Annotated in this window: 20 protein-coding genes, 3 rRNA genes and 1 pseudogene; 9 read left to right on the top strand and 15 right to left on the bottom strand. The window is 65.8% G+C overall.

Going from position 1 to position 22,468, the window contains the following annotated elements:
* Positions 1 to 110 precede the first annotated feature (110 nt).
* Genes L0M17_RS00640 through L0M17_RS00630 form a run of 3 tightly spaced genes read left to right on the top strand, consistent with a single transcriptional unit; the run spans position 111 to position 2,018 of the window.
* Positions 111 to 596, top strand: coding sequence for a hypothetical protein (locus tag L0M17_RS00640; protein ID WP_241050268.1), 486 nt, complete (start codon positions 111 to 113; stop codon positions 594 to 596).
* Entirely contained in the window at positions 593 to 1,576 is a 984-nt protein-coding gene (locus L0M17_RS00635) for a hypothetical protein (RefSeq protein ID WP_241050266.1), read from the top strand. Before L0M17_RS00640 ends, L0M17_RS00635 begins: the two co-directional genes overlap by 4 nt.
* Complete coding sequence (locus tag L0M17_RS00630; protein ID WP_241050264.1) at positions 1,569 to 2,018, top strand: hypothetical protein; 450 nt, start codon at positions 1,569 to 1,571, stop codon at positions 2,016 to 2,018. Before L0M17_RS00635 ends, L0M17_RS00630 begins: the two co-directional genes overlap by 8 nt.
* 52 nt (positions 2,019 to 2,070) lie before the next feature.
* Here the strand turns inward: L0M17_RS00630 and L0M17_RS00625 are convergent, their stop codons facing one another.
* The 3 genes from L0M17_RS00625 to L0M17_RS00615 all read right to left on the bottom strand — a co-directional run bounded on the left by L0M17_RS00625 (position 2,071) and on the right by L0M17_RS00615 (position 4,187).
* Positions 2,071 to 2,532, bottom strand: a complete 462-nt coding sequence (locus tag L0M17_RS00625) for a VOC family protein (protein WP_241050262.1) — start codon at positions 2,530 to 2,532, stop codon at positions 2,071 to 2,073.
* Positions 2,533 to 2,679: 147 nt separating this feature from the next.
* A complete protein-coding gene (locus L0M17_RS00620) occupies positions 2,680 to 3,894 on the bottom strand; it encodes a sigma-54-dependent transcriptional regulator family protein (protein ID WP_241050261.1) in 1,215 nt (404 codons plus the stop codon).
* A 104-nt stretch (positions 3,895 to 3,998) separates the two neighbouring features.
* Entirely contained in the window at positions 3,999 to 4,187 is a 189-nt protein-coding gene (locus tag L0M17_RS00615; protein WP_241050258.1) for a YegP family protein, read from the bottom strand.
* Positions 4,188 to 4,549: 362 nt separating this feature from the next.
* On the opposite strand from L0M17_RS00615, the gene L0M17_RS00610 reads away from it, so the two are divergent.
* Positions 4,550 to 4,792 (top strand): hypothetical protein, encoded by a 243-nt coding sequence (locus tag L0M17_RS00610; protein ID WP_241050257.1) that lies wholly within the window; start codon positions 4,550 to 4,552, stop codon positions 4,790 to 4,792.
* Between the two features lie 2 nt (positions 4,793 to 4,794).
* On the opposite strand, the pseudogene L0M17_RS22840 reads toward L0M17_RS00610, so the two are convergent.
* The 6 genes and pseudogenes from L0M17_RS22840 to L0M17_RS00580 form a co-directional block, all read right to left on the bottom strand.
* Positions 4,795 to 5,044 (bottom strand): annotated as a pseudogene (locus L0M17_RS22840) (MoaD/ThiS family protein).
* Positions 5,045 to 5,074: 30 nt separating this feature from the next.
* A complete protein-coding gene (locus L0M17_RS00600; RefSeq protein WP_241050255.1) occupies positions 5,075 to 6,178 on the bottom strand; it encodes a WD40/YVTN/BNR-like repeat-containing protein in 1,104 nt (367 codons plus the stop codon).
* 280 nt (positions 6,179 to 6,458) lie between these two features.
* Positions 6,459 to 6,863, bottom strand: coding sequence for a DUF1801 domain-containing protein (locus L0M17_RS00595; RefSeq protein ID WP_241050253.1), 405 nt, complete (start codon positions 6,861 to 6,863; stop codon positions 6,459 to 6,461).
* Between the two features lie 292 nt (positions 6,864 to 7,155).
* A 5S ribosomal RNA gene (gene rrf, locus L0M17_RS00590) occupies positions 7,156 to 7,272 on the bottom strand.
* A 208-nt stretch (positions 7,273 to 7,480) separates the two neighbouring features.
* A 23S ribosomal RNA gene (locus L0M17_RS00585) occupies positions 7,481 to 10,608 on the bottom strand.
* 590 nt (positions 10,609 to 11,198) lie between these two features.
* Positions 11,199 to 12,730: ribosomal RNA gene (locus tag L0M17_RS00580) — 16S ribosomal RNA — on the bottom strand.
* Together the 16S, 23S and 5S rRNA genes form the textbook arrangement of a ribosomal RNA operon.
* 531 nt (positions 12,731 to 13,261) lie before the next feature.
* Here L0M17_RS00580 and L0M17_RS00575 point away from each other — a divergent pair.
* From L0M17_RS00575 to L0M17_RS00565, 3 genes are read left to right on the top strand one after another with little or no spacing between them, the layout of a single operon-like run.
* Positions 13,262 to 13,594: a metal-sensitive transcriptional regulator gene (locus tag L0M17_RS00575; protein ID WP_241050251.1), complete on the top strand. Its 333-nt coding sequence runs from the start codon at positions 13,262 to 13,264 to the stop codon at positions 13,592 to 13,594.
* Positions 13,595 to 13,637: 43 nt separating this feature from the next.
* Positions 13,638 to 13,868, top strand: a complete 231-nt coding sequence (locus tag L0M17_RS00570; RefSeq protein ID WP_241050250.1) for a heavy-metal-associated domain-containing protein — start codon at positions 13,638 to 13,640, stop codon at positions 13,866 to 13,868.
* Positions 13,869 to 13,911: 43 nt separating this feature from the next.
* Positions 13,912 to 16,119 carry a heavy metal translocating P-type ATPase gene (locus tag L0M17_RS00565; RefSeq protein WP_241050248.1) on the top strand — a complete coding sequence of 736 codons (2,208 nt, stop codon included), beginning with the start codon at positions 13,912 to 13,914 and terminating at the stop codon, positions 16,117 to 16,119.
* On the opposite strand, the gene L0M17_RS00560 is transcribed toward L0M17_RS00565, so the two are convergent.
* Positions 16,116 to 17,087 carry an EamA family transporter gene (locus tag L0M17_RS00560; RefSeq protein ID WP_241050246.1) on the bottom strand — a complete coding sequence of 324 codons (972 nt, stop codon included), beginning with the start codon at positions 17,085 to 17,087 and terminating at the stop codon, positions 16,116 to 16,118. The genes L0M17_RS00565 and L0M17_RS00560 overlap by 4 nt on opposite strands.
* Positions 17,088 to 17,226: 139 nt before the next feature.
* On the opposite strand from L0M17_RS00560, the gene L0M17_RS00555 reads away from it, so the two are divergent.
* Together L0M17_RS00555 and L0M17_RS00550 are read left to right on the top strand one after the other, a co-directional pair.
* Positions 17,227 to 17,772 carry a CGNR zinc finger domain-containing protein gene (locus L0M17_RS00555; RefSeq protein WP_241050244.1) on the top strand — a complete coding sequence of 182 codons (546 nt, stop codon included), beginning with the start codon at positions 17,227 to 17,229 and terminating at the stop codon, positions 17,770 to 17,772.
* Between the two features lie 142 nt (positions 17,773 to 17,914).
* Entirely contained in the window at positions 17,915 to 18,691 is a 777-nt protein-coding gene (locus L0M17_RS00550; RefSeq protein WP_241050243.1) for a hypothetical protein, read from the top strand.
* Positions 18,692 to 18,695: 4 nt separating this feature from the next.
* On the opposite strand, the gene L0M17_RS00545 is transcribed toward L0M17_RS00550, so the two are convergent.
* The 5 genes from L0M17_RS00545 to L0M17_RS00525 form a co-directional block, all read right to left on the bottom strand.
* Entirely contained in the window at positions 18,696 to 18,989 is a 294-nt protein-coding gene (locus L0M17_RS00545; RefSeq protein WP_241050241.1) for a TM2 domain-containing protein, read from the bottom strand.
* Positions 18,990 to 19,188: 199 nt separating this feature from the next.
* On the bottom strand, positions 19,189 to 19,563 hold the full coding sequence (locus L0M17_RS00540) for a hypothetical protein (protein WP_241050239.1): 375 nt from the start codon (positions 19,561 to 19,563) through the stop codon (positions 19,189 to 19,191).
* 125 nt (positions 19,564 to 19,688) lie between these two features.
* Positions 19,689 to 20,273: a hypothetical protein gene (locus L0M17_RS00535; protein WP_241050237.1), complete on the bottom strand. Its 585-nt coding sequence runs from the start codon at positions 20,271 to 20,273 to the stop codon at positions 19,689 to 19,691.
* Positions 20,274 to 20,282: 9 nt separating this feature from the next.
* The gene (locus L0M17_RS00530) at positions 20,283 to 21,662 is read right to left on the bottom strand and encodes an MATE family efflux transporter (protein ID WP_241050235.1); all 1,380 of its coding nucleotides are present in this window, start codon (positions 21,660 to 21,662) and stop codon (positions 20,283 to 20,285) included.
* The gene (locus tag L0M17_RS00525) at positions 21,628 to 22,467 is read right to left on the bottom strand and encodes an SDR family oxidoreductase (RefSeq protein WP_241050234.1); all 840 of its coding nucleotides are present in this window, start codon (positions 22,465 to 22,467) and stop codon (positions 21,628 to 21,630) included. The genes L0M17_RS00530 and L0M17_RS00525 overlap by 35 nt, the downstream gene beginning before the upstream one ends.
* Position 22,468 lies beyond the last annotated feature (1 nt).

Below are 22,468 nucleotides of genomic sequence, written 5' to 3'. Positions count from 1 at the left end.
GTGAAAGGGTTATGTATCTTTTGTGACATTTCTGGTTTGTCGTGATAAATGGACGTGTCCAAGCCCTGATATTCTGGTGCGAGTCCGCAGGTGAGACCAAGGGTGGCGTTATGGACATGGAACAGCTTCGCGGCCAAGCAGCCGCGGCGTTTCACGACCTCGACGTTCCCGAACGCGTCACCCTCGAAGACCTCCGCGAGCTCCTCGAGGACGATCGCGGCAAGTCGATCGTGATCCGCGAAGTCAAGGAACTCGCCAGAAACCAAATTTCCGGGCTCTGGTTTTCCCTCCCAGAAACCGACCTCATCCTGCACGCCGAGACTTCCTCGCCGCTGCACCGCGAGCAGATCATCCTCCACGAATTCGCCCACATGGCCCTCAACCACGAGCGGCTCATGGACGAAGAGGAGCACCTCGCAACCCTCCTGCCCGATCTCAGTCCGAGCCTTGTATCAAAGTGCCTCGCCCGTTGCCAGCGGCACACGGAGCCCGAGATCGTCGCCGAGTCACTCGCCGACCTCTTCGCGGATGCGCTGGCCCGCACCCGTCGCGCCGGGCGAGTAGAGCCGGGGAACTTCAGAGGGGTGTTCGGGTGATCGTCCTCGCGTCCATCGTGGCGCTGTGGCTGCTCGTACTCTCGCGACTCCCCTCGTGCATTCGCCAGCGAGGCGACCTCGTCTTCTTCGTCGCCCTGCCCGCCGCGCTCGCGACCACGATCAGCTACCCAGCCGTCTTCCGCTCGGTCGACTCCAGCCTGGGACTGCCGGGCATGGCCAGCCTCATGAGCGGTTGCCTCATCATGCTCTCGTTCGGGTTGTTCCGAACGGCAATCGTGAAGGCAGTGGTCGCCCCCGAGGAGCAGGAGCCGGTCCTGCGACGCGGCCTCCTGCAGACGACGGCGGCCATGACCGTCTACTGCGTGGCGTTTGCCTGCGCGTCCACGGCCGGCGCCGTCACGGTGGACCAGCATCTCTCCCGTCCCGCGTTCGACGCAGTGTCGCAGAGCGATGTGGGCGTCTTCGTCTTCATGGCGACCTTGTGCGCGTTCCTTGCCGCGGTGTCCGTCGAAGTGACCATCGTCTGCCTGCGCTACCTCCCCCAGATGGCTTCGGCCATGTTCCGCACCGGATTCACCTCAGTCGCGCTGGGCTGCGTGATCACCGTGGTGGCCTTCGCCGCGAAATTCCTACGGCAGCTCATCGTCCTGACCTTCGTCGGTCTGGACTACGAGCCGTTTCTGCAGAACGCCTTCCAGGCCCTCGAGGGCACTGCAGCGCTCCTGCTCTCGTTCGGTCTCATGCTGCCCTCGATTTCGGAGCGCGTAGCCCAGTGGCAGCTCTACGAGCGCTACCATCTCCTGCGGCTCCACCCCGTGTGGCGGCGCACCGCTCACGCCGGTGTCGTCATAGACTCGGTATCCGTTCCTCTCAAGGGAGTGCTTGGCCGCAATCCACGCGCGCGGCTGCATCGCACCCTCGTCGAGATCCTCGACAGCAATCTCGCCGCAGGCGGGAATCTGCTGAGCGAGTCCGAATCGAAGCTTGTCAAGAAATCGGAGGGAGCCCTCTATGCCTGAGCACGAACCTCAGAAGCCCGAGGAGGTTCTGGCGGAGCGTCTCAACACGCTCTTGGACGTCGTCGCGGCCGAGGGGGGCCACCGGTACACGTTCCCGGACATCAAGAAGGCCGTCGAGGACCGCGGCCTCCACATCTCCCGCCAGCGGTGGCACTATATGCGCGCCGGTACCGGACCGATGACTCCCGACACGGACCTCCTCGAGGCCCTCGCGGACTTCTTCGGAGTTCCGGCAGCGTTCCTCACGAACGCCGACGCCGAGACCCCGGCCCGGGTGGCGGCCCAGCTCGACCTCCTGCGCGCCATGCGGGAGGCCGAGGTCAAGAGCTTCGCAGCCCGCAGCCTCACGAGCGATCTCTCGCCCGAACTGCTGCTCGAAATCCGCGACATCATCGACGAGACGCTCACGAAGCAGAAGCGCGAGGACCGCCCCGCTTCGTGAGCGCCCAGTCGCCCGTTATCCGCACGCCCGTTTGCAGCAGCGTGCGCTGCCCCTACACCTGCGGTGTGACGTCAGCTGCTGATTCCTCGCTGGACTGGCCTTCCGGCTGGCTGGCGACGTTGACAAGCCAAGAGATGCCGAACTTGTCGACGAGCATGCCGAAAGTGTCGCCCCACATGGCCTTCTCGAGGGGCATCGTGATGGTCGCGCCGTCAGTGAGTTTGTCCCAGTAGCCGCGCAGCTCCTCCTCGTCATCCCCGCTGAGGGAGATCGAGAAGTTGGTTCCGGGGCGGTATTCCATGCGTTCGGGAGTGTCCGAGGCCATGAGGGTGATACCGCTCGGAGTCGTCAGCATCGAGTGCATCACGAGCGGACCTTCGGACTCGTCCTGAGCCGCATGGAAGTCGTCGAAGGTGGAGATCGTGAGGTCACCCCCGAGGACCGACTGGTAGAAGTTCATCGCCTCGCGGGCGTTGTCCTTGAAGCTGAGGTATGGGTTCAGAATCGTGGGCATAACAGATCTCCTTGGTCGTCTGCGGGAGCCGGACGCTTCCGACATCTGGAGCGTACGTTCCCCCACCGACAGAATTCCAGACCCTGTCCGCGACCTTCTTCGCCTCCCATCAAGAGGGAGAAGCGGAGGCCCGCGCCCCCAGATCCCTCAGGCGCCCAGAAGCCGCTCGAGGTGGGCCACAACGGCTGCCCGCTTGGGCGAGCGCGGCGGAAGGAGGCGGAGCGCGGTCTGCCAGGCTTCGGTGTCGTCCGCTGCTTCGGGGAGCTGGAGGTACGCCATCAGGACATCGGCGCCCGCGCTTCCCACCACGGCCTCGCGGAGGGTTGCGGAGAGCTCGTCGCGGAGCTCCGCGATCGCTGGGGACTCCGAACGCGGAAGGATCTGGCCACCGTAGGAATTCAGCGCAAGGCGGTGGGATCCCCGCTCGAGCTGGGCCAGTGCGTGCATTGAGTCGACCTCGAGCCCCTCGACGCGGTAGGGGCGGGAATGCAGCACGACACCGCCGTCGAAGCGCTCGATGACCTTGCGGAGCCGCACCAGTTCCGCGCGCAACGTCACAGCCGGCACGGACTGCTCGTACAGCCGGTCGGAAAGCTCTTCCGCGGTGAGGCCTCTTGGGTTGTCTGCCAGGACCACAAGGATCTCCGAATGGCGGACGGACAGGTTCAGAGTCCTCTCGCCCGAGCGGAGGACCCCGTGATCGCGCCCGGTGACCGAGAGCACGGCAGGAGCGGACGACGGCGCGCGGCGGCTTCCCCTTGACGCTGACGCGAGCGCGCGGAGGCGCTCCTCCGCTGCGGCGACGGCGGCCCGGACGAGGGGCATCGCGTAGCCGGAGATGGCCTGCTCGCCTCCCGTGATGTCGACGACGCCGATGGGCTCGCCTGAGCGCGGGTCGCGTATCGGCACAGCCGTGCACGAGAAAGCCTCGACGAGAGGGCTGAAATGCTCCGGCCCGGCGATCTGGATCGGACCGCGCGTCGCGAGCGCCGTACCCGGCGCGCTCGTGCCGATGCTGCCCTCCGACCAGTCGGCGCCCTCGAGGAACGCCATCCGCTCGGCGCGCCGACGGACCGTCCGATCACCGTCGATCCACAGGAGCCTTCCACTCTCGTCGCCGACAGCGACGACGGTCCCTGCGTCAGTTGCGGGCTGCACCAAGAGCTCCGAGATAAGCGGCATGACGGGAGCCAGCGCGTGGCCTTCACGGTAGCTTCGAAGCTCGTCCTCCCCCAGTACGCTCTCCACCGCGGCATCTTCGCGACGTGGATGCGTCCGGAAGGAACGGCGCCACGAGTCTTCCACGACGTCGCGCGCTGCCTCCTGCCCCGCGGGCACCCGCTGCACTGTCCGCACGTCCACCCACTCCCTTATGTGTGCCGTGCCTCACAGTGTACGCGGGGGCCTCTCTCATCGCGTCCGACGAGGTTGCACCAACGTTGCACCTCGTCATGACGCTGGAGGCGTCAGAAGGGCTGCGTCATATCCACCACTAGCCCGATTGCTGCGCTTTCCCGCACGGAGGCGATCACGTGCTTGACCGCATCAAGAGACTGAAGTCCCTGGGCGACTGCCACGACCACCCCCTCGGCCGACCTCAACTGCACTCGGTAAAGCCTTGCCTCATCCTTGAGCACCTCGAACCTTGCTGCCACGGCACGCCCCTTCGCCTGTCACCCAAGTACCGAATTCAGTACCCACTTCGACCCTGCTTCATTGCTGGGTCAGGTCATAGACGCTATCGTGCGCGGTCCGGTTGCGATACCCCTACTGACGAGTACTGGGCGCAGTCACAGCTTATTTTCGCATTATGACCGCTGGTTTAGCGGGCGGACACGCGGAAGCCCTGCTTGACTCGCGAGGAGGGGGTTCCGTGTTCTAAATTACGCCGCTGACGTGCGGAAACGCTTACGCCTCCAACTCCTTACTGAACGCTCACGCGGTAGAAACCGGGCCGAAACGGCCGTATTCGAGACTGAAGCAGTCGGAACACCACTGACGCTTGAAGGAGCACCTGATGACCAGTGAGACCCACCGCCGCATCCGGAAGCTCAGCGAACTCCGCCGCGGGGACCTCATCGAGGCCCGCAGCGGCGTCACTGTCCTCCGGGGGACCGTCTACGACACCGCGCCAGGCATCGGCCTTGTCTGGATTCGGGACGAGGATACCCGCCATCGCCGCGCTATCCAGGAGGAGGACTTCTCCCTCTGGCACGTACAGACCGAGGTCACCTACAAAGGAGGCGACCTCGTCGCCTGACATCAGCCTCCAGCAACCGACTGGATGACGAGGATCTCCTGCCCCTCCGCGACGGCGGTATCGAGCCCTTGGCGCCGTCGCACATCATCACCGTCCACGTACACGTTGACATACCGCCGAAGCTGGCCCCCGCTCATCGCGCAGCCTTCGCCCGAGGATCGGGTAACGGCTGGCCACGTCGTCCAAGGCGGCCCGCACGGAGTTGACGCCATTCAGGGCGAACTCCGTGCGGCCGCCTGCCACCTCCGCCAAGATCGTTGGCAGCACGAGGGTGACCACGGCTCAGCCCGCCGTCCCCGCACTGTCCAGAACCGCTGCCCGAACGCACAGGACGTCCGGCAGCCTCGAGGCCACCTCGACGAAGGATTCGCCTTCGTCTCCGCTCGCGTAGACCGAGCCGCCGCGTGTTCCGAAGTAGACACCGACCGGGTCTCCGCCGTCGACTGCAGCAGCGTCGCGCAGCACCACGTTGAAATCGTGCGCAGGCAGTCCGCCGTCGAACTTGTGCCACGTCGCCCCGGCGTCATCCGTTCGGTGGACCGCCAGGTGCCCCTCAGGAGCAATCCGCTCGTAGTCCGAAACCAAAGGAATGACCCACGCGGTCCCACTGCGGCTTGGATGCGTCAACATGACGAAGCCGAAGTCTGCGGGAAGGCCCTCCGCGATCGAGACCCACCTTTCGCCCTGGTTGTCGCTCCGGAATACGCCTCGGTGGTTCTGGGCATAGAGCCGGCCATCTGCGTCAGCTGCGATCTTGTGCACGCACTGCCCCATATCGGGCTCAGGGTCAGGCAGGAAGTACGCCGAGATGCCCTTGCTTGCGCGTTCCCAGCTCTCCCCGCCGTTCCTGCTGCGATACACCCCGCCGGTACTCATCGCGATGTGCACCAACTGAGGATCATGCCTGTCCGGCACGATGGAGTGCGCGGCCGCGCCGCCGTAGCCCGCACCCCAATCATTCTTGTCAGGGTGCTCCCACAGACCGCGGTTGAGCTCGAACGTCTCGCCGCCATCGGTCGACTTCCACACCGAGATGGGTTGGGCGCCCGCCCAGACAACGTCAGGGCGGTCCTCGGTGTCGGGAAGGATCTGCCAGATACGTTCGACGGCGGCATCATCGCCTTCGGCGAACGCAATTGAGGCGCGCTCAGGTTCAGTCCAGGACGCTCCGAGATCGTCGGAGTGGACCACAGTGGGGCCGAAGTGTTCCGAGCGGACGCCGACGAGCAGCCGATTGCGACCCCCGCGCGTATCGATGCCGATTGCAGGAATCTCCTGCATGAGGAATTGCGGTTCGGAAAGCTCCCACACGCGCCGGTCGTTGCTCGTCGCCAGCCACAGGCCCTTCTTCGTGCCGATGGCCAAAAGGTATCGAGGGTTGTCCATGTGCATATCCGAGCATGCCGGGATGAGCTGGGCAAGGGCAGACGCATGGGGAGTCGGTGGTCAGTTCCTCGTCGCAATTCCGGCGTCAGTCTCGGGAGTGGACTCCCAACTTTGTGACCGAGAGTAGTGGCGAAATGTACTGGCCTTGTCTACCCTTGATAGCAGGCCCACGCGGCCTCCACATACCGCCCCGGAGCGCGCACCCCCCAATCGTCGCTCCGGGGCATTTTCTTTTCTTCTAGCGTGCCGAGATCTTCCTGCGTGCCGAGATCTTCCTCGATCATTCCTCGCTTGCGGCTTTAATACGGCGCCAGCCGCCGGCACGGTTGTCGGCAATGACTGCGCAGAAGAGCTCCTGCAGGGCCGCCCAGTCAGTCTCGTCGCCGGGGTAGATCTGAACGCTGCGCGCCGTGGCGTTGTCCTGCCCCTGATTGATGATGCCGTTCGGGTCCGGCGCTATCGGGTCGTAGATGAAGACGTTGACGTGGTCCTTTGCAGCGAGCAGTGCGCAGACGTTGCCCTGCAGCACGAAGTACGGCAGTACGGATCGCTTGATAGTCTCCTGCACCTCGGGATCAGCTGCGTGAGCTGTCTCGCGCACCCGGCGGCAGATGGCCTGCTGCCACTCAGGCAGTCGGTCAATGTACTCGTCGACCCGATGGTCGAAGCCAGGCCTGTCGTTCATGCTGCCCTCGGGACATCGACGTGGACCGCGAGCACCTGGCCGCGGGGAGTGCGAAAGTCGTTCGGGAAGGGCGGGCTGGCCACAAAGTGAATTGTGCCACCAGCGCCCCCAGTGCCCAGGCGTAGCATCCGTTTCGGGTACAGATGATCTGTACCCGAGATGCCTGTGGGGGCGGTTTTCTGTACCCGAGACGGGGAAGCGGGCTGTGTTGCGGGGTGCCGGCTTGCCTGGTGGTCCTTTTAAGTGCGGCGAGGGCCCCACGGTCGTTGTGGGGCCCTCGGCGTGTGGTGCTGTCCGGCGGTGTCCTACTCTCCCACACCCTGGCGGGTGCAGTACCATCGGCGCTGTGGGGCTTAGCTTCCGGGTTCGGGATGGGTCCGGGCGTTTCCCCCACGCTATGGCCGCCGTAACCCTCTCTCCTCGCACCGGCCCCCGGCTGTGCGGGAGTGGTGGGGAAGCGTGCGGTCGCGGTGCGCTGGTGCGCGGTGCTGTGTTCGGTTGTGCTGTGTTCGGTCGTGCTGGTCCCCCGTTGGGGGGGTGTTCCCCTTTTGGGGGGTGTCCCGTGGGGTTGTTGTCCGGGGACCGTAGAGTGGACGCGGGCAGTGCCGTTGTGTGTGTGTGTGAGGCTGTCGGCCTATTAGTACCGGTCGGCTTCGCAGGTCTTTGGTCCCTGCTTCCACGTCCGGCCTATCAACCCAGTGGTCTGCTGGGGGCCTTCAGGACTTTCGTCCTTGGAGATCTCATCTCGAAGCGGGCTTCCCGCTTAGATGCTTTCAGCGGTTATCCCATCCGAACGTAGCCAAGCAGCGGTGCACCTGGCGGTACAACTGCCACACCAGAGGTTCGTCCGTCCCGGTCCTCTCGTACTGGGGACAGCCCTTCTCAGATCTCCTGCGCGCGCAGCGGATAGGGACCGAACTGTCTCACGACGTTCTAAACCCAGCTCGCGTACCGCTTTAATGGGCGAACAGCCCAACCCTTGGGACCTACTCCAGCCCCAGGATGCGACGAGCCGACATCGAGGTGCCAAACCATGCCGTCGATATGGACTCTTGGGCAAGATCAGCCTGTTATCCCCGAGGTACCTTTTATCCGTTGAGCGACGGCCCTTCCACGAGGTGCCGCCGGATCACTAGTCCCGACTTTCGTCCCTGCTCGAGATGCCTCTCTCACAGTCAAGCCCCCTTGTGCACTTGCACTCGCCACCTGGTTGCCGACCAGGCTGAGGGGACCTTTGGGCGCCTCCGTTACCCTTTGGGAGGCAACCGCCCCAGTTAAACTACCCGTCAGGCACTGTCCCTGGCCCGGATCACGGGCCGAGGTTGAGATGCCCAAAGCGACCAGAGTGGTATTTCAACGGCGACTCCACCGGCACTGGCGTGCCCGCTTCGCAGTCTCCCACCTATCCTACACAAGCCGCTCCGGACACCAATACCAAACTGTAGTGAAGGTCTCGGGGTCTTTCCGTCCTGCTGCGCGTAACGAGCATCTTTACTCGTAGTGCAATTTCGCCGAGCTCGCGGTCGAGACAGCGGGGAAGTCGTTACTCCATTCGTGCAGGTCGGAACTTACCCGACAAGGAATTTCGCTACCTTAGGATGGTTATAGTTACCACCGCCGTTTACTGGGGCTTGAATTCTCCGCTTCACCCCACGGAGGGGGCTGACGGGTCCTCTTGACCTTCCAGCACCGGGCAGGAGTCAGTCCGTATACATCGTCTTGCGACTTCGCACGGACCTGTGTTTTTAGTAAACAGTCGCTTCCCCCTGGTCTCTGCGACCCCTCCCCCCTCGGGCCAGCGCGTGGCCTCCAGGGTCGGGGTCCCCCTTCTCCCGAAGTTACGGGGGCATTTTGCCGAGTTCCTTGACCGCGATTCTCTCGATCGCCTCGGTATCCTCTACCTGATCACCTGTGTCGGTTTGGGGTACGGGCGGCTAGGACCTCGCGCCGATGCTTTTCTCGGCAGCATAGGATCACCCGATCCCCCCTCGCGGGGGTCCCGTCGGACCTCAGGCACATGGACGGCGGATTTCCCTACCGTCCGCCCTACATCCTTGGACCAGGTCAACCATCGCCTGGCCGGGCTGCCTTCCTGCGTCACACCTGTTAATGCGCTTGCCTCGGGGCCTCGGTTCCCGCGCTCACCCCGCACCCCCCGCCCCGAAGGGCGGGAAGGGCGACGGGGATCCGTCGGTTAGCATCGGCCCTCCGGCACTGGCGGTCCTTCGCCGGTACGGGAATATCGGCCCGTTGTCCATCGACTACGCCTGTCGGCCTCGCCTTAGGTCCCGACTCACCCAGGGCAGATTAGCTTGACCCTGGAACCCTTGATCATCCGGCGGACGGGTTTCCCACCCGTCTTTCGCTACTCATGCCTGCATTCTCACTCGTGCGGGCTCCACCGCTCGGTCACCCGGCGGCTTCAGACGCCCGCACGACGCTCCCCTACCCAGCCCCACCCCTGAACCACGAAGGCTAGGGACGCATGGGACTGCCGCGGCTTCGGCGGTGTGCTTGAGCCCCGCTACATTGTCGGCGCGGAATCACTTGACCAGTGAGCTATTACGCACTCTTTCAAGGGTGGCTGCTTCTAAGCCAACCTCCTGGTTGTCTCTGCGACTCCACATCCTTTCCCACTTAGCACACGCTTGGGGGCCTTAGCCGGCGGTCTGGGCTGTTTCCCTCTCGACCACGGAGCTTATCCCCCGCGGTCTCACTGCTGCGCTGGTCTTGCCGGCATTCGGAGTTTGGCTGACGTCAGTAACCTGGTCGGGCCCATCGGCCATCCAGTAGCTCTACCTCCGGCAAGGAACACGCAACGCTGCACCTAAATGCATTTCGGGGAGAACCAGCTATCACGGGGTTTGATTGGCCTTTCACCCCTACCCACAGCTCATCCCCTCCATTTTCAACTGAAGTGGGTTCGGTCCTCCACGACGTCTTACCGTCGCTTCAACCTGGCCATGGGTAGATCACCCCGCTTCGGGTCTAGACCGCGCCACTGAACGCCCTGTTCAGACTCGCTTTCGCTGCGGCTCCCCCACACGGGTTAACCTCGCGACACGGCACTAACTCGCAGGCTCATTCTTCAAAAGGCACGCCATCACCGGAACAGCCGGCTCTGACGGATTGTAGGCGCACGGTTTCAGGTACTCTTTCACTCCCCTCCCGGGGTACTTTTCACCTTTCCCTCACGGTACTGGTCCGCTATCGGTCATCGGGTAGTATTCAGGCTTATCAGGTGGTCCTGACAGATTCACACGGGATTCCTCGGGCCCCGTGCTACTCGGGGACACCCGCAAGGACGAAAAGCAGGGCATTCACGGCTACGGGACTCACACCCACTCCGGCCGGCCGTTCAAGACCGTTCGCCTATACCCCACCACGCCCCGGCACGCCGGCAGACGCACCAAGCAGGACCCCACAACCCCATGCGCGCAACCCCTGCCGGGTATCGCACGCGCACAGTTTGGCCCTCGTCCGCGTTCGCTCGCCACTACTGACGGAATCACTGTTGTTTTCTCTTCCTGCGGGTACTGAGATGTTTCACTTCCCCGCGTTCCCCCCACACCGCCTATGCGTTCAGCGGCAGGTCACCGCACATGACATGCGGCGGGGTTTCCCCATTCGGACACCCTGGGATCACCGTCCGGTTATCGACTCCCCCAGGCTTATCGCAGATTCCCACGTCCTTCATCGGCTCCCGATGCCAAGGCATCCACCGTACGCCCTTGAAAACCTCGCACCCACACGGGCACAAAAAAACACTTCCAAGGAACAAGGCCCGCAACCCCACCACCCGAAAGCAGCAGGGCGCAGGACCAAGAAACAAAAAGAAGAAATTGCACACGGCACCACACGACCCCCGCACCCCCCACAGAAAGGGAGGCACCCGGGCCCATGGCACCGCAAGATGCTCGCGTCCACTATACAGTTCTCAAACAACAACCCCCACCGGCCCCCCGCACCCCACAAGGGGACAACGGGGAGGACCCGGAAGGGAACAGATCCGGGACTGCTGCCCCAGGACCCAACAGCGTGCCACCACCCGCACACCCCCCACCAAGGGAAGGCGCACGCGCCGGCCCGGCCCCACCGGGCACCGCAGCCGCTTTCCAGCCCCAGCACACCCCCCGCACCCGCACAGAGACGGGAACAGGGAGGGCACGGGACGTACTCGCACCACGGCACCCCACAGGGCGCCAGGCCATCCGATATGACGTTCCACCCACGAGCACCCGCCGCAGGGCATCCGCCTGCGCAACGGGCTCCCACCTGCCCCACGGGCACACCGGCGCAGCGCGCCGGCACCCGCAACGGGGAGGGGCTCCTTAGAAAGGAGGTGATCCAGCCGCACCTTCCGGTACGGCTACCTTGTTACGACTTAGTCCCAATCGCCAGTCCCACCTTCGACGGCTCCCTCCCCACAGGGGGGTTGGGCCACCGGCTTCGGGTGTTACCGACTTTCGTGACTTGACGGGCGGTGTGTACAAGGCCCGGGAACGTATTCACCGCAGCGTTGCTGATCTGCGATTACTAGCGACTCCGACTTCATGGGGTCGAGTTGCAGACCCCAATCCGAACTGAGACCGGCTTTCTGGGATTGGCTCAGCCTCACAGCATCGCAACCCTTTGTACCGGCCATTGTAGCATGCGTGAAGCCCAAGGCATAAGGGGCATGATGATTTGACGTCGTCCCCACCTTCCTCCGAGTTGACCCCGGCAGTCTCCCATGAGTCCCCACCTTCAAGTGCTGGCAACATGGAACGAGGGTTGCGCTCGTTGCGGGACTTAACCCAACATCTCACGACACGAGCTGACGACAACCATGCACCACCTGTGGACCGGCCCCGAAGGGAGGGACTGTCTCCAGCCCTGTCCGGCCCATGTCAAGCCTTGGTAAGGTTCTTCGCGTTGCATCGAATTAATCCGCATGCTCCGCCGCTTGTGCGGGCCCCCGTCAATTCCTTTGAGTTTTAGCCTTGCGGCCGTACTCCCCAGGCGGGGCACTTAATGCGTTAGCTGCGGCGCGGAGGACGTGGAATGCCCCCCACACCTAGTGCCCAACGTTTACGGCGTGGACTACCAGGGTATCTAATCCTGTTCGCTCCCCACGCTTTCGCTCCTCAGCGTCAGTTACAGCCCAGAGACCTGCCTTCGCCATCGGTGTTCCTCCTGATATCTGCGCATTTCACCGCTACACCAGGAATTCCAGTCTCCCCTACTGCACTCCAGCCTGCCCGTACCCACTGCAGACCCGGGGTTGAGCCCCGGGCTTTCACAGCAGACGCGACAAACCGCCTACGAGCTCTTTACGCCCAATAATTCCGGATAACGCTCGCGCCCTACGTATTACCGCGGCTGCTGGCACGTAGTTAGCCGGCGCTTCTTCCGCGGGTACCCTCACCACCGAAGCGGCTTGTTCCCCGCCGAAAGGGGTTTACAACCCGAAGGCCGTCATCCCCCACGCGGCGTCGCTGCATCAGGCTTGCGCCCATTGTGCAATATTCCCCACTGCTGCCTCCCGTAGGAGTCTGGGCCGTGTCTCAGTCCCAGTGTGGCCGGTCACCCTCTCAGGCCGGCTACCCGTCGTCGCCTTGGTAGGCCATCACCCCACCAACAAGCTGATAGGCCGCGAGCCCATCCAAGACCGCACAAGGCTTTCCACCCCCCACCATGCGGCAGGAAGCGGACATCCGGTATTAGACCCAGTTTCCCAGGCTTATCCCAGAGTCAAGGGCAGGTTGCTCACGTGTTACTCACCCGTTCGCCACTAATCCACCCCCGAAGGGGCATCATCGTCCGACTTGCATGTGTTAAGCACGCCGCCAGCGTTCATCCTGAGCCAGGATCAAACTCTCCGTCAAAAAACAAAAAAGCACAGGCAGCCGGCACGCCCCGGAAAAGGACACCCCGACCACCAGATCCAAGCCAAAAACCCAGCCCGCACACAGGGGCGCGCAGGCCAGGCAATACAGCCATCAAAAAAATGGCGTCAATCGAACATGGCACACTATTGAGTTCTCAAACAACAGGCCCCTCCGGAACCCCACCAGAACCCCTGGCTCGCTCCGAAGCAACTTCTCTAACTTACCAGACTCTCGCATTTCCCTCAAATTCCCTTTCGGCCTTTCGAGGCGATGCAATTGTCTGCCTTATCCCACCGGGCATGCGGCACTGCTGCCGTTCCGGCTTTGGGATAAGGGGTTCGGCCGCCGAGGCCTTCGCGGTGCTCCGCGCTCCGTCGGCGACTTGGAATACATTACCGGGCACCCGGAGGTGCGGCAAATCCAGAAGCTGTGTGCTCGGACACAGTGAGGACCCCGGTGAGCCTCGGCGTCGTCCTATACCCCCTAGGGGTAGTTGACCGATACCCCGGGCGGGTATAGCTTCGAGGCATGGAAACGGAATCCAGCGCGGAAGGGCAAACGGCGCCGGTCCACGGCTACACCTCAAACAAGGCGGCGTACCTGCTCCGCCTCAAGCGGATCGAGGGCCAAGTCCGAGGGATCGCCCGCATGGTGGAGGACGACAAGTACTGCATCGACATCCTCACCCAGGTCTCGGCGGCCACGAAGGCTCTCCACGCAGTGAGCCTCGGCCTTCTGGAGGAGCACATCGGCCATTGCGTCGTGGGGGCGGCGAGCGAGCCGGACCCCGACCGCCGCTTTGAGGCGATCGACCTGAAGGTGAAGGAGGCCGCTGATGCAATCGGGCGCCTCCTCCGATAACCCCGACGCAGTCGGCCAGACCACCCCAACCGAAGGAACCGAGATGACGCATTTCAAGACGACCGTTCACGTTGACGGCATGACCTGCGGCCACTGTATCGCCGCTGTTTCCGAGGAACTCGAAGCGATCGAGGGAGTCGAAGAGGTCTCCGTGGACCTCAATGCCGGAGGGATCTCCGAAGTGACCATCGACTCCGATCGCAAGCTGAAGCACGAGGCCATCAGCGAGGCCGTCGCAGAAGCGGGCTACCTCGTCGTCGACAACCAGGCGTAGCTGAAGGCTCAATCGCACCAAGGCAAGCAAGGGGATCGGAAGTATGTCTTTCCACGACACCGCCCGGGTCGTTGAACTCGACATCCAAGGGATGACGTGCGCCTCGTGCGTGCGCCGTGTCGAGCACAAGCTCGGAGCCATCCAGGGCGTCCAGGCGAGCGTCAACCTGCCCCTTGAATCGGCGCGCGTTTTCGCCCCCGCTGGCGTCGACGACCAGCAGCTCATCGAACGGGTCGCGGCAGCCGGCTACACCGCGCGCCTCCATGAGCCGGCCGAGGGCCATGAGGAACACGATGATCCGGGAGTTCAGCTGCTGCCGCGGCTCGTCGTCGCCGCAGTCCTCACCGTTCCGGTTTTCGCCTTCTCGATGGTGCCCGGTCTCGAGTTCCCCAACTGGGGCTGGTGGGCTGCTGCTCTCTCGCTGCCCGTGGTCACATGGGCGTCCTGGCCGTTCCACCGGGCGGCTGCGATAGCTGCGCGCCACGGCTCATCGACTATGGACACCCTCGTGTCCCTGGGCGTCGTCGCGGCCTACGCCTTCTCTCTTGGACAGCTCCTCGTGAATCCTGCCCTGACCGCAGGGCACTCGATGGAGAGCGGGTCTCTCTACTTCGAGGTTGCCGCGGTCGTGGTGACCTTTCTTCTCCTTGGCCGGTTTCTCGAGGCGCGAGCGAAGGCACGGGCCGGAAGCGCTCTGAAAGCCCTGCTGGACCTCGGCGCGAAATACGCGGTGCTCCTGAAGGACGGCATCGAATATCGAATTCCGGCCGGCGAGCTGATTCCTGGCGACGTCTTCGCGGTCCGGCCCGGCGAGAAGATCGCCGCCGACGGAATCGTGCGCGAAGGAAGCTCCGCCGTCGACGTCTCCTTGCTCACGGGCGAGTCCGTGCCCGCCGAGGTCGGGCCAGGGGATCGCGTCACGGGTGCCACTGTGAATGCCTCTGGACGGCTCGTGGTCGAAGCGACTCGCGTTGGGTCCGAGACAACGCTCGCTGCCATGGGCCGCCTCGTCTCGGAGGCGCAGGCCTCGAAGGCACCCATCGCGAGGCTCGCGGACCGCATCAGCGGTGTGTTCGTTCCCGTGGTCCTCGCGATCGCGGTGGTCACCTTCGTGGTCTGGCTCCTCGTGGGCGGAGGCCTCGCCGCCGCAATCACAGCCGCCGTCTCAGTGCTGGTGATCGCGTGCCCCTGCGCTCTAGGCCTCGCGACCCCCGTCGGCCTGCTCGCTGGTAGCGGCAGGGGGGCCCAGCTTGGCATCCTCATCCGCGGTCCGCAGGTCCTGGAGGACACCCGCGCCGTCAACACGCTCGTGCTCGACAAGACGGGCACGGTCACGACCGGTCGCCTCGCCGTCGACGCCGTCGACCCCGCCGCGGGCTGGAATGCGAACGAGGTGCTGACGCTGGCCGGCGCGGTCGAGTCGGCGAGCGAGCATCCCATCGCCCAAGCGATCGCCGCTTCTGCGCGCAGCGCGGCCGGATCGGTCTCGACCCTGCCCCGGGTGGAGCACTTTCGCTCGGCACCGGGCGGGGGCGTGGTGGGAATCGTCGGCCAGAGGACGGTTGTTGTCGGCCGGTCCTCGTGGCTGCGCGAGAACGGAGTTGCCGCCCCCGATTCGTTGCGCGAACTGTTCGCCGCCCGCGAGGAAGCCGGCGCAACCGCCGTATGGGTCGCCGTCGACGGCCACGTCGCCGGCTTTGTGAGCCTTCGGGACACGCTCAAGCCTGGGTCCGCCGCCGCCGTCGGACGCCTCAAGGCACTCGGCTTGCGGCCCGTCCTGCTGACGGGGGACAACCCCGCGGTGGCGGCGCGGGTCGCCGCCGAGGTGGGGATCGCGCCGTCGGACGTCTTCGCCGGGGTGAGCCCGGAAGGAAAGGTCGACGCCGTGCGGCGGCTTCAGTCGCAAGGGAGCCGGGTCGCGATGGCGGGCGACGGCGTCAACGACGCCGCGGCGCTCGCTCAAGCCGATCTTGGAATCGCCATGGGTTCGGGTACGGATGTCGCGCGCGAGGCCGCGGACCTCACCGTCATGGCGGACGATCTCGGCCAGGTCGCCCTCGCGATCGAACTCTCCCGGTCCACCCTGCGCGTCATCAAGACAAACCTGTTCTGGGCCTTCGCCTACAACACCATCGGAATTCCGGTGGCCGCACTCGGACTGCTGAATCCGATGATCGGCGGCGCGGCCATGGCGGCGAGCTCTGTGCTGGTTGTCGCGAACTCGCTCCGGCTCACGCGCTTCGGCCGCTAGCTCGACGGGGCCGGCAGGGGTTCCGGCACGGCCTCCTCGAGCAGCGGCTCCGCCACAGGAGCTCGCAGCTCATCGACCCGGACGAGCACGACCCCGGCGACGATGAGCGCCCCGCCGAGCGCCTGCACCGGGGCTGGGACGTCGCCGATGAAGAGCCACGAGGCCAACACCGAGAACAGAACCTCGGTGAGGGAGACGAAGCTTGCGACCTTCGCACCGAGACGCTGTGCCGCGACGATGCCGAGGGAGTAGGCCGTCACAGCGGCGACGAGCGTGATGCCGAGGATCGGCACAAGCCAGCTCGTCTGCGTGCCCCAGAGCTGCACCGTTCCGAACGTAGCCGCGAGGGGCAGGACACCGACGACCGCCAGGACTGCGATACCGACGGCGCCGAAGACCATGCCCCCGCCCACCATCGCAAAGGGCGGCAGAACGCCGTCGGACTTCGCCGAGATCACGAAGTACACGGCGAGGCACACGGCCGCACCGAGGCCCCAGAGGACCCCGACCGGATCAACCCGAGTGGCGCTGAAGAGGTTGAGGACGAGCACGAGGCCCACCATCGCAACGGCTGTTCCGGTGACCGTCAGCATGCCCGGGCCGCGCCGGGTCCGCAGCCATAGCCAGCCCACGAGGATGATCGGCGCAAGGTATTCGAGCATGAGTGCGACCGGCGGGCTCATGCGGGCCACCGCGTTGAAGTAGCAGAACTGGCAGAGGGCGATGGCGATCACGCCGTACGTCGCCATGATCCCGAGCCCGCTGCGCACCTGGGACCAACGGCCGCGCATCATGAGGAGCGTCGGGACGAGCATGACGGCGGCCGCGAGCCCGATGCGCGTGCCGACCGTTGCACCGGGGCTCCAGCCTGCCTCCAGGAGGGACTTCCCGAGGGGCCCGCTCACGCCGAAGGTGCCGGCTGAGAGCAACGCGAAGACGAGGCCGGATCCTGAGCGGTTGGCAGACATCGGGGACACCTCCAGAGGGGTCGGGATCCTGCGCTTCCAGCGAATGTGGTCTAGGGGATGTCGCCTAGTGAGTATCGCTAGTCAGGACCAAAGCGAGTGTATGCTAGTGACACTAGACCCCGGAGAGTCAGGAGTCAAAGTGCTGTTCGCCAATGACACCGAAGTTGCCCTGCGCAGTGTCGTGAACCTCGTCAACACGCTCGATTCCGACGGCGCCGAGCATCTCGAGACGCCCGACGATTTGGACCGCTTCCTCGAGGAGGAAGGGTTCACGGGCTCGAGGACGCACGACGACGACGAGCTCGCCTCGGTACGCGGGCTGCGGGCGCGCCTGCGAAGCCTGTGGGACGCGTCGGAAGACGAGGCTGTTGCACTCGTCAACGAGGTCCTCCGGGAATCACAGGCCCTCCCCCAGCTCGTCAAGCACGACCACTGGGACTGGCACCTCCACGCCACGACCGCCGATGCCCCCCTCGCCCAGCGCATGGCGACCGAAGCCGCGATGGCGTTCGTCGACGTCATCCGCGGGAAGGAACTCGACCGCCTGCGCGTCTGCGCCGCCGACGACTGCGAAGCCGTGCTCATCGACCTCTCGAAGAACCGCTCGAAGCGCTACTGCGACACCGGCAACTGCGCGAACCGCGCCCACGTGCGCGCGTATCGGGAACGCAAGGCCGCGAGCTAAGCCGGGATCCGGGAGGCGCTTGGTACCCTTCGGAAAGGGCCTGCCCCGATCCGTGCGACGGCGGGGGTCCGGGCCCTTCCGTCTCCGTCGGACGTCCGGCCCCAGCCGTCTCCGACGCCTACATCCAGGGGGTGGCCCGCACGTGCCCACGACGCTGCTGAGGGCGCGCACGCTCGACGAGCTCAAGGCCAAGGCCGCCGCCCTCGGACCCGGTGCGCGTCTCATCAGCGCCGAGGCCGTCCGGCCCTCGGGACTCCGCCGAGTGCGCGGACTCCGCTTCGAGGGCCTGGCCGTCGTGCCGGATGTCGACGAGGCCGATTTCGAGCTTGCCGCTCCGGGCTCTGGTCGCGAGACCCTTCCCGATCTCGGGCCCATCGCTCCGAGCGAGAACGTCTCGGCGATGCTCCACGAACTCGGCGCGCCCCTCATGGTCGACGGGCAGGCCAGCGGGGGGCCGCTGCGGGCGCCAGGGAGCCTCATCGTCGTCGCGGCCCCGCACGACGGCGCACTCGGCCCCGCGATGGCACTCGCCGAGGCGGTTGGCGGGCAGCTGTACACGTCCGGGTTGCTCGAGGCGTATGGAAGGCCTTCGCTAGAGGGCCGGCGTGAAGCGGTCGCGGCACGGGAACAGGGAGCTGCGCTCGGGAAGCCAGTGGTCGTCGCCTTCGGATTGGGAAGGCCTGCCTGGACGGCGTCGAACGCGGCGGCGGCCGAGCGCCTGCGGGCCGACCAGGTCTGGCTCGTCGTGGATGCGCGGCACAAGCACGCGGACACAGCTTCCTGGGTCGCGGCCGTGCAGACACGCCTCGTGGTTCACGCGCTCGCAGTGACGGGCAGCGGGGAGACCTCGACCCCAGGAACGGTCGAGCGGCTCGGCGTGCCGGTCGGCTGGACTGACCAAAGCCCCGTCTGGAGCTGAGCGGTCAGCGGAGAAGGCGCCCCTGGGCGTCCGTTCGGAACGGCTGGGCTCCGAGGACAATGAGGGTCCCCTCGACGATGCCCCAGAGGAAGATTGCCCCGTAGGTCTCCCTGGCGAACAGGATTGCCGCCATGATCTGGACGATGCCCATGGCTGTGTAGCCGAGATAGAAGCGATGGGCGCCGAAGGCGCCGAGGTAGATGCCGAGGAGGCCAGCCACGGCACGGCGGCGCGGCGAAAGTCGGATCGCCGGAGCGAGTCCGGCTTCCTGGCTCGGGGCCGCGGGGAGGTACATCATGCGCTTCGGCTCACAAGGTCTCGGGTCGGTCTTTTCCGAACCACGCCGGGCGAGCCGGAGAAGTCGGGTCTTCTCAATGTACATGTCGAAAGAGAAGTCTGCGATAGGCGTCGTCGTCTGGCCTGCTCACGGGCGCGAACAGGCCCAAGGTGTACGCCCAGAGCGGGGCCAGTCCGTCAAGGCACGGTCAGGTGCCGGGTCAGGCGCGGCCCTCGCCCTCCGTGGTGCCCTCACTGGTCGGCCCGCCCTCGGACGTGCCAGCACCTTCACCCGAGGCATCGCCCTTGGGCTTCGGCCGCTTGAGGCGGTCCTCAGAGCGGAGGTTGACCCCTGAGCCCTGACTGAGATGCTCGGGGTTCTCCTTGTAGGTCATCGAGAGCATCGCGGCGATGACAAGGCACGCGATGAACGCGATCCCGCCGGCCGCGAAGGCAAGGTCGAACCGCATCCCGTGGCCAGTGCCACCGGATGCGAAGAACAGGACCGCGACGAACGAGACGACTCCGAAGAAGGCGGAGAACATGAGGGGTCCCTTGATGCCAACGCGCGGTCCGCGTGGGGATTCTTCGGTCATGGGCCCTCCTTGCGCTGCCAGCGCTGCTGTGGGTGCGGCGGTGAATCTGAGGCTCTGCCGTTACGTGCCTAGTTGTGTGCCTAGGTGGGACTTCTACGCCAAGTAGAAAGCAGAACCATTCAATTCTAGGCCACTCGCGCCGCGGCTGTGGAATCGTGCCGAAGGGTCAGGGCTGCGATCGCGAGCAGAACGCCGGTGATGATCGCTCCTCCCCCGGCGACGCCGAGGATAGCGTGCGGGCCGAGCCCGGCGAAGAACGGAAGCAGGATTCCCGCTCCGAGGCTCACAACGCCCGTGATGGGGAGATCTCTCGCGAGAGGGCTCACGCCCGATACGGGCCCTCGGCGGGCGAGCACCGCTCGGGCGATATCCGAGACGCCCACGAGGATGAGAGCCGCTGCCCCGCCGGCAGCGAGCAGGCCCACGGACGGTACCGTGACGATTGCGATGCCGCAGCAGGCCGCCAAGGCGTAGGGGATGAGGGCAGTCAGCGCCGAGGCCCGGTTCGGGGCGGGACGCTCCGCGCGCAGGAGCCAGGCTTGCGCGGCGAGCAGGAGCCACAGGTACCCCGCCACCACCCAAGCAGCTCCCGCCGTCGTCGGCTGCCCCCAGAAGACCGTGACCGCTCCGAAGGCGAGCGCGGCGAGCGCGCGGCCCAGAACGGGCAGCCAGAGGTGGGCACGATCGGGCGACGGAGAGTCGGCAGGCATGCGCCAAGTCTAGTGGGCGCCGAGCACGAGCCACCTGCTCCCTCGCGCCCGCAGACCGAGCGTGAGGGCCCGGGCGAGCATGTAGCCGCCCGCGAAGGCGCCCCAGAGCCACGCGAGCCCGGACGGGCCCGTCAGGGCAGAGACGCTCACCCAGGCGAGAAGCGGGCCGTAGACCACAAGGTTGAGCACGCCGGCCAGCGCAAGGTAACGGGCATCGCCAGCCCCTATGAGCACGCCGTCGAGCACGAAGACGAATCCGCACAGAGGCTGGCTCGCGGCGAGCACGAGCAACGCGGGAGTCAGGGCCGCATGCACCGTCGGATCTGACGTGAAGATCCATCCAATCCATGGCGCGGCAACTGCGAGCACGGCTCCAGTCACCACGCCGAAACCGAGGGACCAGCGGACCATGGTTCCCGTGAGCTCGCGCGCGCGAGCCGCATTTGAGGCGCCGAGCTCTTTGCCGATGAGCGCCTGTGCTGCGATCGCGAGCGCGTCCAGGGCGAACGCGAGGAAGTTGAACATCGTCATGGCGAGCTGGTGCGCCGCGAGGTTCCCCGCACCTTGCGCGGTCGCGACCACGACCGTCGCGAAGATCGCGGCGCGGAGCGTGGCCGTGCGCAGCATGAGCCACGAGCCGACGTGTGCTGCGGAGAGGATCCCGTGCCAGTGGGGGCCGAGGGCGATCCCTTCGCGGCGCATCCGGGGGACGACGATCGCGAGGTACACGCTCGCCATGCCGAGTTGGGCGACGCTCGTTCCGATAGCAGATCCCGCGATGCCCCAGCGGAACCCGTAGACGAATAGGAAGTTGAGCATCGCGTTCGCCGCGAAGCCGACGGTGGCGACGACGAGCGGAGTCCGGGTGTCCTGGAGACCGCGCAGCACTCCCGTTCCGGCGTATACGAGCAGCATTCCAACGAGGCCCGGCATCGACCAGACGAGATAGTCGACGGCGTACGTCTGAATCGCTGGCGCCGCACCTATCGCGCGCACGACGGCGGGAGCTGCCGCCCAGCCGACCAGGGCGAGCAGTGCGCCCAGCAGCAGAGCGAGCCAGACGCCGTCGCGCGCCGCCGCCATCGCGCGCCCAGCCTGGCCTGCTCCGAGGAAGCGGGCGACCGCCGGGCCAGTTCCGTAGGCGAGGAACACCATGAGCCCGACGACGGTCTGGAGGACCGTCGTCGCGAGTCCCAGTCCAGCGAGCTCGTCGACGCCGAGGTGACCCACGATGGCGGAGTCGGCGAGCAGGAAGAGCGGTTCCGCAATGAGCGAGCCGAACGCAGGCAGGGCGAGCCGCAGGATCTCGCGGGCGACCGACCGCGCTCCCCCGCCGTCCGCGGTCGCACGCGCTTTAGGATCTGCCTCCTCGGCTCCGGCGTGGTCCATGCGACCCACTGTAGGTCGTGCCACCGACAGCCGAGGCGAGGAAGTCTTCCCACGTCCGCTGCCCGGTCCCGTGGCTCGGAGCAAGATTTGCCCCCGCTCGGATGGCCCGTGCCGCACCGCCTGGCATCGGGAACGGGAGGAGCGCCCGGCGCTGCCCCGTCGCCTCGAGATAGGAGCCGATCAGATCCTGCATGGAATAGACCGCCGGCCCCGCGAGGTCCGGCACGAGACCCGCCGGGGAACCGAGCGCCAACTCGACGAGCCGATCTGCGACCTCGGCCGAGTCGACCGGCTGGAAGCGGAAGCCGCGCGGCACCGGGATGACCGGCAGCTTCGCCATCGCCCGCACGGTGAGGAGCGTGAGGTCGTAGAACTGGGTGGCGCGAAGCGTGGTCCACGGAATTCCCGAGTTCTCGACGACGCGTTCGGCGTCGCGTTTGGACGCGAAGTAGGCGAAGGCGGCCCGGTCTATCCGGCTGACCACCGGAATGGCGTCCGCGCCCACGACCGAGATGAAGACAAGATGCGCGACTCCGGCTGCCGAGGCCGCCCGCACGAGGCGCCGTGCCTTGTCACCGTCGCCCTTCTGGGTTCCCGCGCAATGCACAACTGCGTGAACGCCGTCGACCGCCGCCTCGATCCCCACTCCCGTGGCGAGGTCCCCGCTCACGTGCTCGTCGCCGTCATCCGCGCCGCCTGCGCGGCGGCTCAACACCCGGACGGGCTGACCCACTTCCCTGAGTCGGGCGACGACCTGCCGCCCAAGCGTGCCCGTCCCGCCCGTCACGAGAACTGGTTGTGCCATG

The sequence above is a fragment of the Sinomonas terrae genome (assembly GCF_022539255.1).
In the GTDB taxonomy this organism is placed as follows: Bacteria; Actinomycetota; Actinomycetes; order Actinomycetales; family Micrococcaceae; genus Sinomonas; species Sinomonas terrae.
This window is presented reverse-complemented; position numbering and strand designations above follow the sequence as displayed.